General features: G+C 44.5%; 13 protein-coding genes. All 13 read left to right on the top strand.

All coding sequences use genetic code 11. The features are described from left to right. Window positions 1-4 precede the first annotated feature (4 nt). Window positions 5-982, top strand: a complete 978-nt coding sequence (locus NLG07_RS09005) for an alpha-ketoacid dehydrogenase subunit beta (RefSeq protein WP_254855130.1) — start codon at window positions 5-7, stop codon at window positions 980-982. Window positions 983-993: 11 nt separating this feature from the next. Continuing rightward, the gene (locus tag NLG07_RS09000; protein WP_254855129.1) at window positions 994-2,262 is read left to right on the top strand and encodes a 2-oxo acid dehydrogenase subunit E2; all 1,269 of its coding nucleotides are present in this window, start codon (window positions 994-996) and stop codon (window positions 2,260-2,262) included. A 30-nt stretch (window positions 2,263-2,292) separates the two neighbouring features. Beyond that, on the top strand, window positions 2,293-3,153 hold the full coding sequence (locus NLG07_RS08995; RefSeq protein WP_254855128.1) for a 23S rRNA (adenine(2030)-N(6))-methyltransferase RlmJ: 861 nt from the start codon (window positions 2,293-2,295) through the stop codon (window positions 3,151-3,153). A 12-nt stretch (window positions 3,154-3,165) separates the two neighbouring features. Next, complete coding sequence (locus NLG07_RS08990) at window positions 3,166-4,980, top strand: phosphotransferase (RefSeq protein WP_254855127.1); 1,815 nt, start codon at window positions 3,166-3,168, stop codon at window positions 4,978-4,980. Window positions 4,981-4,994: 14 nt separating this feature from the next. Further along, the gene (locus NLG07_RS08985) at window positions 4,995-5,858 is read left to right on the top strand and encodes an acyl-CoA thioesterase II (protein ID WP_254855126.1); all 864 of its coding nucleotides are present in this window, start codon (window positions 4,995-4,997) and stop codon (window positions 5,856-5,858) included. Window positions 5,859-5,947: 89 nt separating this feature from the next. Further along, the gene (locus NLG07_RS08980) at window positions 5,948-7,069 is read left to right on the top strand and encodes an alanine--glyoxylate aminotransferase family protein (RefSeq protein ID WP_254855125.1); all 1,122 of its coding nucleotides are present in this window, start codon (window positions 5,948-5,950) and stop codon (window positions 7,067-7,069) included. A 117-nt stretch (window positions 7,070-7,186) separates the two neighbouring features. Next, window positions 7,187-8,416 carry a nucleoside recognition domain-containing protein gene (locus NLG07_RS08975; RefSeq protein ID WP_254855124.1) on the top strand — a complete coding sequence of 410 codons (1,230 nt, stop codon included), beginning with the start codon at window positions 7,187-7,189 and terminating at the stop codon, window positions 8,414-8,416. 130 nt (window positions 8,417-8,546) lie between these two features. Then, window positions 8,547-8,996, top strand: coding sequence for a GAF domain-containing protein (locus NLG07_RS08970; protein ID WP_254855123.1), 450 nt, complete (start codon window positions 8,547-8,549; stop codon window positions 8,994-8,996). Window positions 8,997-9,004: 8 nt separating this feature from the next. After that, window positions 9,005-9,277, top strand: coding sequence for a hypothetical protein (locus NLG07_RS08965; RefSeq protein WP_254855122.1), 273 nt, complete (start codon window positions 9,005-9,007; stop codon window positions 9,275-9,277). A gap of 28 nt (window positions 9,278-9,305) precedes the next feature. Continuing rightward, a complete protein-coding gene (gene proQ, locus NLG07_RS08960) occupies window positions 9,306-9,923 on the top strand; it encodes an RNA chaperone ProQ (RefSeq protein WP_254855121.1) in 618 nt (205 codons plus the stop codon). A gap of 3 nt (window positions 9,924-9,926) precedes the next feature. Next, window positions 9,927-11,990, top strand: a complete 2,064-nt coding sequence (gene prc / locus NLG07_RS08955) for a carboxy terminal-processing peptidase (RefSeq protein WP_254855120.1) — start codon at window positions 9,927-9,929, stop codon at window positions 11,988-11,990. A gap of 39 nt (window positions 11,991-12,029) precedes the next feature. Beyond that, window positions 12,030-13,364 carry a sodium-dependent transporter gene (locus tag NLG07_RS08950; RefSeq protein ID WP_254855119.1) on the top strand — a complete coding sequence of 445 codons (1,335 nt, stop codon included), beginning with the start codon at window positions 12,030-12,032 and terminating at the stop codon, window positions 13,362-13,364. A 13-nt stretch (window positions 13,365-13,377) separates the two neighbouring features. After that, window positions 13,378-14,844, top strand: a complete 1,467-nt coding sequence (nhaC, locus tag NLG07_RS08945) for a Na+/H+ antiporter NhaC (protein ID WP_254855118.1) — start codon at window positions 13,378-13,380, stop codon at window positions 14,842-14,844. Window positions 14,845-14,850 lie beyond the last annotated feature (6 nt).

Raw genomic sequence — 14,850 nt, 5'->3', positions numbered from 1 at the left:
AATAATGGCACAGCTCAATTTATTACAAGCCGTGAATCAAGCTCTGCACACTGCAATGAAGGCCGATGAAAGAGTGATGGTGATGGGCGAAGATGTGGGACATTTTGGCGGTGTATTTAGAGCAACCTCCAATTTGCAAAGCACTTTTGGTAAAGCACGCTGTTTTAATACGCCACTAGTTGAACAAGGCATATTGGGATTTGCCAATGGTTTAGCGGCACAAGGTGCCAAACCCGTTGCCGAAATACAATTTGCCGATTATATCTATCCCGCCTTTGATCAAATTGTGAATGAAACGGCAAAGTTTCGCTATCGTTCGGGCGGTCAATTTACGGTGGGTGGGCTTACCATTCGCACGCCTTACGGTGGGGGTATCGCGGGAGGTCATTATCACTCTCAATCGCCTGAAGCGTTTTTTGCGCACGTACCTGGGATCAAAGTTGTGATCCCGCGTAATCCGTATCAAGCCAAAGGTCTTTTGTTGTCCAGTATTCGCGCAAATGATCCAGTGTTATTTATGGAGCCCAAACGACTGTATCGAGCCAGTGTTGGAGAGGTGCCTGAGATGGATTATGAATTGCCATTAGGTCATGCGGACCTGGTACAAGAGGGTAGTGACATTACGTTGGTGGCGTGGGGGGCGCAAGTTGAAGTCGTTCAGCAAGCGGCGCAAAAAGCACTGTCTCATGGCGTGTCGTGCGAAATTATTGATTTACGATCCATCTTGCCATGGGATCGCGAAACGGTATGCCAATCCGTGATCAAAACAGGTCGTTGCTTGATTAATCACGAAGCGCCATTAACCGGCGGCTTTGCCAGTGAAATTGCTGCTGTGGTGCAAAGCGAATGCTTTTTGCACCTCGAAGCGCCAATTGCAAGGGTTTGCGGGTTAGATACCCCTTATCCGTTGGCACACGAAAAAGAATATATGCCTGATGCACTCAAAACGTTTGAGGCCATTATGCACGCTGTGCATTTTTAAGGAGAATAAAAATGCAAACCACACAAAACGTATCTGAAACGCAGACATCGGCTATCACGAAAGAGTTTATTTTACCGGATATTGGTGAAGGCATTATTGAATGCGAACTATTGACATGGCTGGTTGCAGAAGGTGAGGATATCGTTGAAGACCAGCCCGTTGCCGAGGTCATGACCGATAAAGCCACGGTGCAAATTCCAGCGATGTATTCGGGAAAAGTCAAGAAACTGTATTATCAGGCAGGAGAAATTGCCAAAGTACACGCACCATTATTTTCGATGCAATTGGCTGAATTATCGCACCAATCAGAACAGCTAGCTCCACAGAGCACAACTCATGGCACTTTAGGGCATAATGATGTTTCAAAAGACACTGTGTCTAAAGATTCTGGTCCTAAAAATTCAGGGCCAAGAACATCTGGCAAAGCCATTGCTAGTCCAGCCGTGCGTCGTATCGCAAGAGAAATGGGCATTGATTTGGCCTCAATACAAGGCAGTGGGAAAAAAGGACGGGTGCTCAAAGAAGATTTAAAACCATCCACTACTTCTTCCCCCCTTGCACACCCTGAGTCGTCGGCAACGTATAGTGAACCTCTCAAAGGTATCAGAGCTGCTATGCTCAAACAAATGAATCACTCAGTGCGAACCATTCCGCATTTTAGTGTTTCTGATGAGTGCCGAATGGATGCTATGCTGCAACTCAAAGCCGTTTTAACTCCAGAATTTACCAGGCGCAATATTAAATGGTCGTTGTTACCATTTTATTGTAAAGCGTTATCGTTGGCACTGAAAGAATATCCCATTTTAAACAGTCGAGTCAGTGCCGATGAAACTCAAATTGAATACCTATCTGAGCACAATATTGGCATTGCCATCGCCACACCGAATGGTTTGGTTGTGCCCAACATCAAAGGGGTGCACGATAAGTCGATTTTTGCCATCGCAACGGAACTGAACACGCTCATTCATCAAGCCAAGGACAATCGTTTGCCACCTGACGCGTTCACCGGTGGCACCATTACCATCAGCAACATCGGTCCTATTGGTGGCCTAACCGCCACACCGGTGATCAATCATCCGGAAGTGGCCATTGTGGCGTTAGGTAAGATCCAAAAAATACCCAGATTTAATGAGCTGGACGAAGTGGAAGCGCAGCACATAATGACCGTAAATTGGTCGGCTGATCATCGAGTGATTGATGGCGCTACCATGGTGCAATTCAATAATGCGTGGATGCGATATTTGATGCAACCTGTATTGATGTTAAGCGAATTGCGATAAACTACTGCAAAACTTCTTTACGGAATCTTTGTGTTAAGTTATCAACATATTTATCACGCTGGCAATCATGCTGACGTGCTCAAGCACATATCGCTTTTGGCCATTTTGAATTTTTTGGCCAAAAAAGCCAAACCTGCGACGCTGATTGACACCCATGCAGGCTCGGGCCACTATGCACTCAATGCGCCAGAACTGTCCAACAATCCTGAATATCAAGAGGGCGTAGCGCGTTTATTGGCGCATCGTGACAATGTATCCGATCCATTGCTGTTAGCGTATTTAGAGCAAGTTTATGCTCATCATCAGCAAGGATTTTATGCCGGTTCAGTCGCTATGATGCATCACTGGTTACGTGAACAGGATCAACTACACGCCAGCGAATTACACCCTCGTGCGTTTACAGAATTGTCTCATACGCTTTTTAAAGCCAATGCTCATGCCTATCAAGTAGATTGCTTTGCTCAACTCAAGGCGTTGGTGCCCCCCATTCATAAACGCGGTCTGGTGTTAATTGATCCCCCCTATGAAGATAAATACGAGTATGACCAAGTCATACAAGCGGTCAGTAATGCAAACAATAAATGGGCGACCGCATGCTATGCCATCTGGTATCCATTGTTATCAGAACGGGCAGGCGATAAAGCGGGATTAAGTGAGCAAATGCGCGATGAACTTGCGCGATTACCGGTCAAAAATGCCTGGTCGATTGAATTTCGTGCGCATCCCAATGAACACAATGTCGGTATGTATGGCAGTGGCATGCTGTTACTTAATTGTCCATATCAGGTCGATGAGGCGGTCTCTCATGCTATGCGAGAAGTCGCTGAAATAGCGAATATCTCGTCTGATGATAAACCAATACAGACTTGTTGGCACAAACCACCGGAATAAATTATTCACTAGATGAAGCCCAATCAGATCCAGCATTTTTACATTCCCGAGGACCAATCAATCTATTTATTGGCCTCTCAGGATGCGCAAAAAATCAAAAACTGGCTTCAGCTTTGTGAACGAGAGTTACAACGACTTGGTTATCGCGATATCGAACTCATCGGCAAAGGCGCATATGGGTTTGCTTTTGCTGGGACTGACACGCAAGGTCAAGCATTGGTGTTTAAATTCACCCGTATTGATTTACCTCAGTCGATTCACGACCGATTGGCCGAAGAAGCGTATATGCTCAGTCAAGTCGCGCATCCGAATGTGCCCAAATGCATTGCCTTTGAGCAAGTAAATAAGCAATCGATCCTGGTGATGGAACGCGCGCCGGGAATGGATCTGGAGCAATACTCAATTCGCTATGGCCGTATTTCGCCAGACATGGCCGTATCCATCATGCTGCAATTACTCGATATTTTTAGGCATTTGCATCACAGTAATCCAGAACGACGTGCCATGATCCACGGAGATATTAAACCGTCTAATTTGATGTGGGATGAGGCAACTAAGCACTTGTCGCTGATTGATTGGGGGAGCAGTGTGTTTGCACAGACTGATTTGCATGGCGAACCGACCACAGATGATGCGTTATCTGTTATGACGCATGACCCACACACATCCAATGCACGTTTAGGCGATGTGTATTTTATCGGTGATGAGCAACTTAATGGTGGGTTATCCAGCCCTGCGTTTGATTATCAAGGACTTGCCAGTACCGTATATGCTTTATGTTCAGCGCAAGGGGCAAGATTTGGCTTTCAAGTGATTACACCAAATTCACTCGGTTTGCCCAAAATGTGCGCAGATTTACTCAACGCGTTATTTCATGACGCGTCTGAACATCGATTGGGTGGGGCGTTGTATTTACAAAACAACACACATTATTTGCAAAATTTAGTATTTAGTCAGCGCCTTCAAGATACTCATCAAGCGATGATCCCTTGTTATCTTGAAGACAGTCAGCGCGATATTGAGTCGGTAGTGTACAGCTCGCGCAAATCTTTTTTGCGAGAACAAGATGGTTCTATTGAACACAGTGCCATGGGCGATGATGCGCAGTTTGCAAGGTATTACAAACACTATCTCCAAGGCATGGGCAATCCTGAAAAAGCGTTTATCGCCGCAGTCAGTCGCTTGGCCAAGTATCCCGTAGTAGGTGGATTAGCGATTCGTTGGCAAGCCAATGGGATTTTTGTCGACTCGCATTTGACGTTACATCAACCCTTTCAATTGAAAGCGTTTGAGCAGGCACTCAACAACATGATCACCTTAGCTCGAGCGATTCATCGAGAAGGTATTTTTAAAGCCTGTTTGTTTGATGCCAAAGATACATTACATATCGCTCGAGATACTTCCGGTGTTTTTGTAGGGCAGTCAAATCAATATATTCCTTTTGTGACCAAAGCCCTTGAAGGCTTGGATAAAAGTTCGCAGCAACATTCGTATTTTGAAGACGGCGACGACCCAGATGAGCAACTAAAATTACCTAAAATCATCCGCCAAACCATTGAAAAAATGAATGACATTCACCATGCTGGATGCCTCATTTTTGAAGTGCATGAAGAGCATCTTAAAATTCATAGTAATCTCACCTTGTTTGAAACCGAAAAAGCCCCACTATTTACTTCATATTTAGAGGGGTTAATGCGAAGCTTACCCTTAATCGACGACCTTGGTATCTCTGGCTTTATGAAGCTACCGTACAAAGATACCCGTAGCTTTGCTCACAAAGCGTATGCTCCGGATGCGTTTTATCCACGTAATGTAAAAAATATTTAAGGTATTTACCCAATATGACCACACCTGCATTGACGGATTTATTTCAACTTGAAAGCCTTGAACAACATTTGTTCCGTGGCAAGAGCTGGGATCTAGGGTTCCCTGCCATATTTGGTGGCCAAGTATTAGGCCAAGCACTTTTTGCTGCCTATCAGACAGTGGCACCGGAACAAATAGCTCATTCTTTTCATTCTTATTTTCTGTTGCCTGGAGATGTAAAACAGCCGGTTTTGTATGATGTCGAAACCGTACGTGATGGCCGTAGTTTTGCTACGCGTCGGGTCAAAGCGATTCAAAATGGCAAGACCATTTTTTATGCCACTGCGTCATTCCAATATGCCCAACCGCACATTTCACATCAAGATACCTCTTTACCGGATGATTTGCCCCAGCCTGAGAGTTTGCCTCGCGATGTGGATGTGTTTGCGCAAAAATACCAGCCTTTATCTGATGAGCAGTTACGCACTTTACGCTACCACAAGCCGATTGATGTGCGCACCGTGAATGTGGCTCAAGCGTTTGGCAAACCAATCATTGCCCCTCAACGTCATATCTGGATGAAATCACACAGCGAGTTGCGTGGAGACATTGCGTTGCATCAAGCCGCGATGGCGTATGCCAGTGACTATCATTTTTTAAGCACAGCGTTACAAGCACATGATATATACTCAAATGATAAGCGCTTGCGTATGGCCACCATTGACCACGCGATGTGGTTTCATCAAGCGGGAGATTTTAATCAATGGCACACCTATGCCACGCACAGTCCATTTTCAGGCAATGCACGAGCCTTTGTAAAAGGTGAATTCATTGATAGAAATGGCAAACTGATTGCCAGTACCACGCAAGAGGGCATGATCCGCCTTCGTGAACAATAGTTCAGAAAATCAGTACTAATGGTGCATGGGCAGGGCTTGACAAATCCGCTAGACTATCCTGAAAATTTGTTATTGAGAAGAAATACCCTATGACCCAGTTTTCAACTTTTTTACCTGCTAACCGTACCTTGATGGGCCCGGGCCCTTCAGATGTTTCACCACAAGTCCTGAACGCGCTATCTCGCCCAACCTTAGGGCACTTGGACCCCCAATTTGTTGCCTTAATGGACGAAACCAAAGAATTGTTACAGTACGTTTTTCAAACTGAAAACGCTTTGACTATGCCTATTTCTGCACCGGGTTCGGCGGGTATGGAAGCGTGTTTTGTGAATTTGGTGGCGCCGGGTGATACGGTGATCGTCTGTCAAAATGGTGTATTTGGCGGCCGCATGAAAGAAAATGTCGAGCGCATAGGTGCCACAGCGGTGATGGTGACGGCAGAGTGGGGTGAAGCTAACTGTCTGAATGCTATAGAAGATGTGTTAAAAGCCCATCCTGAAGCAAGCGTTGTCGCCTTTGTTCATGCAGAAACATCAACAGGCGTGCGCAATGATGCCAAAGCGATATGTGCCCTAGCACAACAATACGATTGTTTGACCATTGTTGATGCGGTAACGTCTTTGGCCGGTTCTGAATTACGTGTGGATGATTGGGGAATCGATGCAATTTATTCAGGTTCCCAAAAATGTTTATCCTGTGTGCCTGGTTTATCGCCAGTATCTTTTTCTGACAAAGCCGTGCATCGGATTCAAAATCGCACACACGCAGTACAAAGCTGGTTCTTAGACATGAATCTGATTGTCGGATACTGGGGCAAAGGCGCCAAACGCGCTTATCACCATACTGCACCGGTGAATAGCTTATATGCCTTGCATGAATCACTGCGTTTGGTACATGAAGAAGGTTTGGAAAATGCTTGGGCAAGACATGCGACCATGCATGAAAAACTCAAAGCAGGTCTAGATGACCTAGGGTTGTCGTTATTAGTTGATGAAGCCATTCGTCTGCCACAACTAAATACAGTGGTCATTCCTGAAGGCGTGGATGATGCAGCAGTGCGCTCACAGTTGCTCAATGAATTTAATTTAGAAATTGGTGCCGGTTTGGGGGCGTTAGCTGGCAAAGTGTGGCGTATTGGCTTGATGGGTTATGCAGCCAATGACAAAAATATTGATTTTTGCGTCTCTAGTCTCAAAAAGGTCCTGCGTTAATCTACTCTCTTGGGATTAACCCAATTACCAGCATCCCTCGGGTAGCATTGAAAACACTTCAATGCTACTCTCACATTCATAATAATAATTAAGACGTTATGGATGAATGCATAAGTTATGTTACATATTCTTTGGCTGATTTTTATTGTCAGTGCCTTCCTCGCATCGTTATATCAGGTATTTATTCTCGGAAATCTCGGGGCGTTTTCGGACGTCATGGATGCCATGATGGCGATGGCCAAATTATCCGTTGAAATTGCTATTGGTCTGGTGGGCTTATTGGCATTTTGGCTAGGCATTTTTCAGGTTGCAGAGCGTTCTGGTTTAATTGCATTACTGGCCAAAGTGTTGGAGCCTTTTCTTATCCGAGTGATGCCCGAGATCCCACAAGGCCACCCAGCGCTTGGCAGTATTACCATGAATATGTCGGCCAATGTATTAGGCTTGGATAATGCTGCTACGCCATTTGGCATCAAGGCGATGCAAGATATGCAAAGTCTTAGCAAGGATGAGACAACCTTATCCAATGCACAAATTTTGTTTTTGGTTCTCAATACATCATCAGTTACGCTATTCCCAATAGCCGTGTTCTTATATCGTGCTGAACAAGGAGCAGGGACGCCGACGGATGTCTTTATTCCTATTTTATTTGCCACGAGTGCGTCCACTTTAGTCGGGTTATTTGTGACTTGTATTGTGCAAGGAACGAATTTATTTCAGCGTGTCATTGTGTTGTATTTGGTGGCAATTTTTAGTTTATTGGCAGCAGTGATTGCCTATTTTGCGACTTTATCTGCAGATGTGTTGGCGTCTGAATCATCTTTGATTGCAAATTTTCTCTTATTTAGCTTTATTGTTATCGTGCTGCTCACCGGTTGGCGCAAAAAACTTAATACTTATGAGTTATTTGTAGAGGGCGCCAAAAAGGGGTTTGATGTGGCCATTACGATCATTCCTTACCTTGTGGCTATGCTGTTTGCCATTGGTGCGTTACGTGCCAGTGGGGTGATGGATGCCGTGACGGGTGGCGTGGCAACGCTCGTTGCTGCCCTAGGAATGGACACGCGCTTTATTGATGCTATACCAACGGCATTAATGAAACCGTTAAGTGGCAGTGGCGCACGCGCGTTAATGATTGAAACCATGCAGCATCACGGTGCCGATTCATTTGCGGGGCGCCTGGCATCTGTTTTACAAGGTTCGACTGAAACGACGTTTTATGTACTCGCAGTATATTGCGGCGCAGTGGGTGTGAGACATACTCGCAATGCCGTTGCTTGTTGCCTAGCGGCAGATGGTGCTGGAATATTTACAGCCATTCTCGTCAGCTATTGGTTTTTTGCTTGAGAAGATATTTAAGCGAAATTCAGTTTCGTGGGATACACTCAAGCGCAAGTCAATGTGCTTTTTTCCATTGCAAAAAAATTGTGCTGAGTTATATTGCGCATCTTGCTCAGATAAGGTTTAAGTATTACTTATGACAGACTACGCTCTTTTAGAACAACAAACCGCAGCGCTTATTGCGGATGAGCCTGATGTGATAGCAAACCTGGCGAATATTTCGGCATTGTTAATGGATGGTCTGCAAGACATCAATTGGGTGGGATTTTACATTGTAAAAGAAGACCAACTGGTTCTGGGTCCATTTCAAGGAAAACCAGCGTGTGTTCGTATTCCTATAGGCAAAGGCGTCTGTGGTACTGCTGTTGCACTAAAATCTATCCAATGTATTGAAGACGTGCATGCTTTTCCTGGGCATATTGCATGTGATAGTGCGTCTAATTCTGAGATAGTGCTGCCAATTATGGACGATAATAAGGTGTACGGGGTGTTAGACATCGACTCACCACGTTTTTCGCGGTTCGATGAAAGTGACGTTGTTGGCTTGTCCAAAATCGTCCAGTTAATTGAAAGTTACGTTATTTGAGACAAAAAATGAAAGAATTTGTCGATATTCATGTGATTTTAGCCACATATGACGATATGATAGACCATCATGATGACCCTGATGAGGCGTGTGAAGCCTTTAACACCTTGCTTCACATGGTGTATGATGCGATATCAGAGGACGAATCTGTAGAGGCTGTTGAGCAATGTTTGCACTATTGTTGGGAGCATTGGTCTCAAGATCAGCAACTTGTCGATTTTACAGATGATGAACTGCATCAAGTCGTCGAACACATACTCGCATCTTGGCAAGATGCGTAATTATTATTGCAGATAAAGAATTTTTCTAATGGAATCAAACCAAAAAATTACCGATAGCAAGGCTGTTATTTCTCTATTAGCCGAGCTTTTCCCTCAATGTTTTTCCGATAAAGGTCCAGCAAAGCCCCTTAAAGTAGGGATTTTTAATGACCTCGCTGAACGGCTTGCAGATGACGATCGAGTTTCCAAAACAACGTTGCGCTCAACCTTGCGCCACTATACTAATTCTTGGCGCTATCTTGAATCGGTCACAGCGGGTGCTAAGCGAGTCGACCTTGATGGTAATGAAGGTGAAGAGATAAATCAGGAACATGCTGATTACGCAGCTGAGCAGCTGGCCACGAGCAAAGCAAAAGCGGCTGAAAAACGTGCAAACTCACCAAAAAAACCAAACAAAAACTTTAAAAAACCAGCGTTCAAAGCTAAAGTTAACAATAAATCAACATTTAGTAAGCGTCCACCTCCGCCAAAATTAAATGATGACCAACTTGTTGCAGGCACTGCAGTGACGGTAAAGTTAGGTAAAGCACCTATGTCAGCCAAAATTACAGCAGTTGAGAAAGACGGTATCCAGGTCCAACTAGATTCAGGGATGGCGGTCAAAGTTCAAGCCGAGCAATTGCGTTTAGATACCAGACGGAAGTAACCTATGCCAAAACAATTCACTCGTTCAGTCAGCGCCATACTAGTCGGTTTATCCTTATCAGTCACCACCTTATATGCGAAAGAATCGAGTGAATTGCCTCAACTTGTTCCTGAAGTTCACCATGCCAAAGCGGCTAAGAGATTAGTTAGCACCTATGCTCGTAATCATTATGTAAAATTTTCTCTAGATGATGACTTATCGCAGAAAATATTCGAACGCTATTTGCGCAACCTTGATTACAACAAGAACTTTTTCTTGGCATCAGACATTGAGTCATTTGCGAACATGTCAAAATTGTTTGATGAAGCTTTGATGACCAGTAATGTTCAAATCGCATATGACATTTACGCAATCAATTTGCAGCGTCGTCATGAACGCTTAGATTATGCGTTATCCCTTCTAAACAATGAATTTGATTTCACCAAGGCAGGCGATAAGTTTTTTTACGATCGTGAAGATGCCCAATGGGCCGCAAACACAGCCGAACTCAATGAGATTTGGCGTCAACGAGTTAAATACGACTTATCTAATTTAATCCTTGCTGACAAGTCCGTGGAAGAAGCCAAGGCCCTTTTGAAAAAGCGGTACGAGCGCAGTCAGAAACGCTTGTCTCAGACAAAATCAGAAGACGTGTTTCAGGCGTTTATGAATGCGTTTTCCCGTTCCATCGAAGCCCACACCAGTTATTTGTCTCCGCGTAATGCTGAGCGCTTCCAAATGCAAATGAATTTGTCTTTTGAGGGGATTGGTGCATCTTTACAAGTCGAAGACGATTACACGGTTATTCGTGCCATCATTCCCGGGGGACCCGCGGATGCGTCAGGTAAGTTGAAGCCAGAAGACAAAATAGTTGGTGTCGCTCAAGACAAAGACGAAATGGTGGATGTGGTCGGCTGGCGTCTAGATGACGTGGTTGAACTTATTAAAGGCCCCAAAGGCACTACCGTTCGTCTTGAGATCATCAAAGGCAGTGCGGACAGTAAGTCTAGAGAAGTAATCTCTTTAGTTCGAGATAAAGTCAAACTAGAAGATCGTCAAGCTCAATCAAAAGTGGTTGTGCCGGATGAAGGTGTGGCGTCGGGTTTACCGATAGGTGTGATTGAAATCCCATCATTTTATAATGGTTTAACGCAACACGTTCGCAAATTAATTACTGAGCTAAAAGAGCAAGAGGTCGCAGGAATCATTGTTGATTTGCGCGGCAATGGCGGTGGTTCATTAAACGAATCACGTACCCTTACGGGTTTGTTTATCGATTCAGGGCCCGTGGTGCAGGTGCGCTCGTCCAATGGTCAGATCGATGTTGAGCGAGATGTGGATGGTATCACTTTGTACGATGGTCCGTTAACGGTACTGGTTGACCGCTTCAGTGCGTCAGCGTCCGAAATATTTGCCGCAGCCATCCAGGATTACCAGCGCGGTATTGTTTTAGGCGAACAAACCTTTGGTAAAGGTACCGTACAGCGTCACAAGGGGCTTGGGCGTTTTTATGATGTCCAAGATACTCAGCTAGGCAGTATTCAATATACAACCTCCAAGTTTTATCGCATTAGTGGAGGCTCCACTCAGCATCGTGGTGTGATCCCTGATATTTTATTCCCGAGTGCTATTGATCCTGCAGAGTGGGGGGAGTCTCGAGAGGAGAACGCCTTACCTTATGATGAGATAAATCGCGCTAATTACGTTGCATTAGGGAATCGTGGTAATGTCATTGACTTACTCGCAGCAAAACACAACAAGCGCATCATGCAAGATCCTGAATTCGCTTACATTCTTGATGATATTAGTGAATATCAACGCAAGCAAGACGACAAATTTATCAGTCTAGTGCTGTCTGAACGCAAGGCTGAGGATGAAGCCAATAAAGCTAAACGTCTTGAACGTGCTAATGCTCGACTGCAGCGGCTAGGTAAAAATCCAGTTCAAGCGTTAAGCGAGCTAGATGATTTACCTGATGACTTGCTTGATATCGACCCATTTTTGGATGAGGCCGCCAACATTACCAACGACTACATTCGTTTGGATAAGGTCGCACAGCGTATTGAGCAAAGTAACAACTCGAATTAAACACAATATCCTTATAACAATAATATAAGAGGGCAGGATATGGCAGTACGTGGAGAATTTTCCTCTCGTCTCGGATTTATTTTAGCAGCAGCTGGTTCGGCTGTTGGTCTTGGAAACATTTGGGGATTTCCATCACAGGTTGCTCAAAATGGCGGAGCAGCTTTCGTTTTAGTTTATCTTTTTTTGGCCTTTTTACTTGCGTATCCAGTGTTGATGGCGGAATTAGTCATTGGCCGTGCCACTCGATCTAACGTTGTGGATGCGCTTGAACGCGTTTCTGGTTCAGTGTTCGGTAAAGCAGTTGGTATATGGGGAGCCGTGACCGCTTCCTTGATCCTATCTTTTTATGCCATTGTCGCCGGTTGGATGATTGCCTTTGCGGTAGAGGCGTTGTTAAACCTATTTTTAGATAGCGAAGAACTAACCTGGTTAACGGAGTTTTCAATCCCCAGAAACTGGTTGTTTTGTACTATTTTTCTTGTATTTACTGGCCTAATTGTGACCGGTGGTGTCAAACAAGGTATTGAAAAATGGTCTGTTCGTTTGATGCCGACTCTGGTGTTGTTGATTGTTGCATTAATCATTTATGTGTCGTTTCAAGAGGGCGCTGCTGATGGTTGGCGGGCTTACCTTGTTCCTGATTTTACTTTAATAACGGAACCCGAAGTATTAATCAGTGCAATGGGACAAGCATTCTTTTCGATGTCGTTGGGTGTTGGCACCATGTTGGTCTATGGTTCATACATAGCCAAAAAAGAGCACCTACCTAGTTTAGGCGCATCAGTTGCACTAGTCGATATTGGCGTTGCCGTCATTGCAGGGATGCTAATTATCCCTGCTATGTATGTCGCTCAATTGGCAGGGGTAACTATTTTTGCTGATGATGGCAGTCTGATTTCTGGTGGTGATTTAATTTTTCAAGTGTTACCTGGCTTATTCAATTCTATTGGTATTATTGGAATCGTCTTAGCCTTGGTTTTTTTCGTGCTTATGTCTATTGCCGCGGTGACTTCGTCTATTTCAATGCTTGAAGTGCCAGTTTCTTATTTGGTGGAGAATCGCAAATTACCTCGTACTAGAGCGGTATGGTTAATGACTTTGCTTATACTGGTGTGTAGTAGCCTAATCATATTTAATTTTGATGCGTTGTTCGGCAATGTTATTGCGTTTACAACGGAATATTCACAACCGCTTTTGGGCTTATTGATGTGCTTGTTTGTCGGCTGGGTTTGGCATCGAGATAAAGTGTTAGAAGAGGTAAAATCGGGCTTTACCGGGGCAGAACATTCTGTGTTTTGGAAAATATGGCCATGGTACGTCAAATTTATTTGCCCACTTATCATCGCCGTAATGTTCTATCGCTCAGTAATGTAATGGAGATAAAGATATGACTTGTGCTTCTTCAACTCCTCGTGAGCCGAGTTTCACGGACGCTTTAATTCCACTCGTTCTGCTGGTTATTATGATGGGCGGGGCTGTATATTTGTATGGCGATTCTTCTTCCTACGGGCCCAATCAAATTGCCTTGCTGATCGGCGTTGGTGTCGCAAGCCTTATTGGACTTAAAAACGGCCATACTTGGGCCGAAATTGAGCAAGGTATCGTCAAAGGGATCAGCATGTCATTGGGAGCGTGTCTTATCCTATTGGCAGTCGGCTCTTTGATTGGTACATGGATGCTTGCTGGGACGGTACCCACATTGATTTATTATGGTTTGGAGTTATTAAACCCAAGCTTTTTTTATGCCGCTGCTTGTCTGATTTGTGCCGTGGTTGCCATGAGTATTGGTAGTTCATGGACCACTGCAGCAACGGTCGGTGTAGCACTGATTGGCGTGGCAACTGGCATGGATATGTCCCTTGCTATTACAGCCGGTGCGGTGGTGTCTGGTGCGTATTTTGGGGATAAAATTTCTCCCTTATCCGAAACCACAAATTTAGCACCAGCCATTGCGGGAACAGAACTGTTTGCTCACATTCGTTACATGCTATGGACCACTATTCCAAGCTTTATCATTGCTTTATTTTTGTTTCTTGTACTTGGGTTTAGCGAAAATACCGCTGGCTCTTTAGAACGCATTGAACAAATGCAAGCGGTATTGTCTGCTACCTTTTCATTATCCATTATCAACCTTGTCCCTTTGATCTTATTGTTAACTCTTGCTATTCGTAAAATGCCAGCGTTTCCAGCGGTAGCCATTGGCGCTTTGTTTGGTGGTTTATGGGCGGTCTTATGCCAAGGCGATGTAGTTGCTTCGATGACCGAACAGGGTACTGCAATAGCCAAACTGATGGTTGTCTGGACAGCGTTATACGATGGTGTAAGTTTCTCAACCGTCGACGACAACCTCAACAGTCTTCTCAGTCGTGGGGGCATGTCTTCTATGCTCAACACAATTTGGCTAATTATCTGTGCTATGTCATTTGGAGCCGTGTTAGAGAAAGTTGGCATTTTAAAACGTATCGTGAGTGTCTTACTCAAAGGTGCGCAAAGTGCTGGTTCTATGATCACACGCACTATTTTTACTTGTTTGGGGACCAACTTAATCACAGCCGATCAATATATATCGATTGTAATGCCGGGTCGCATGTACAAAGAGGCTTTTGCAGAGCGTGGCTTACACCAGCTCAACTTGTCGCGTAGCTTAGAAGATGGTGGCACCTTAACATCACCTTTAATTCCATGGAATACCTGTGGTGCCTATATGCATTCGGTGTTGCTAGTGCATCCATTTAGTTATATTTTTTATGCGTTCTTTAATTTGATTAATCCTGTCTTAGCAATTATATATGCTTATGTCGGGATTAAGATTTTGCGCCTTACCCCTCCAGAATCAGTTATTGAAACTCGCTAGGGAAGC

Source organism: Alteromonas sp. LMIT006, from assembly GCF_024300645.1.
In the GTDB taxonomy this organism is placed as follows: domain Bacteria; phylum Pseudomonadota; class Gammaproteobacteria; order Enterobacterales; family Alteromonadaceae; genus Opacimonas; species Opacimonas immobilis.
This window is presented reverse-complemented; position numbering and strand designations above follow the sequence as displayed.

Coding starts and splice junctions, on each gene's coding strand:
- NLG07_RS09005 (WP_254855130.1), top strand. CDS start 5: ATGGCACAGCTCAATTTATTACAAGCCGTGAATCAAGCTCTGCACACT.
- NLG07_RS09000 (WP_254855129.1), top strand. CDS start 994: ATGCAAACCACACAAAACGTATCTGAAACGCAGACATCGGCTATCACG.
- NLG07_RS08990 (WP_254855127.1), top strand. CDS start 3,166: ATGAAGCCCAATCAGATCCAGCATTTTTACATTCCCGAGGACCAATCA.
- NLG07_RS08985 (WP_254855126.1), top strand. CDS start 4,995: ATGACCACACCTGCATTGACGGATTTATTTCAACTTGAAAGCCTTGAA.
- NLG07_RS08980 (WP_254855125.1), top strand. CDS start 5,948: ATGACCCAGTTTTCAACTTTTTTACCTGCTAACCGTACCTTGATGGGC.
- NLG07_RS08975 (WP_254855124.1), top strand. CDS start 7,187: ATGTTACATATTCTTTGGCTGATTTTTATTGTCAGTGCCTTCCTCGCA.
- NLG07_RS08970 (WP_254855123.1), top strand. CDS start 8,547: ATGACAGACTACGCTCTTTTAGAACAACAAACCGCAGCGCTTATTGCG.
- NLG07_RS08965 (WP_254855122.1), top strand. CDS start 9,005: ATGAAAGAATTTGTCGATATTCATGTGATTTTAGCCACATATGACGAT.
- proQ (WP_254855121.1), top strand. CDS start 9,306: ATGGAATCAAACCAAAAAATTACCGATAGCAAGGCTGTTATTTCTCTA.
- prc (WP_254855120.1), top strand. CDS start 9,927: ATGCCAAAACAATTCACTCGTTCAGTCAGCGCCATACTAGTCGGTTTA.
- NLG07_RS08950 (WP_254855119.1), top strand. CDS start 12,030: ATGGCAGTACGTGGAGAATTTTCCTCTCGTCTCGGATTTATTTTAGCA.
- nhaC (WP_254855118.1), top strand. CDS start 13,378: ATGACTTGTGCTTCTTCAACTCCTCGTGAGCCGAGTTTCACGGACGCT.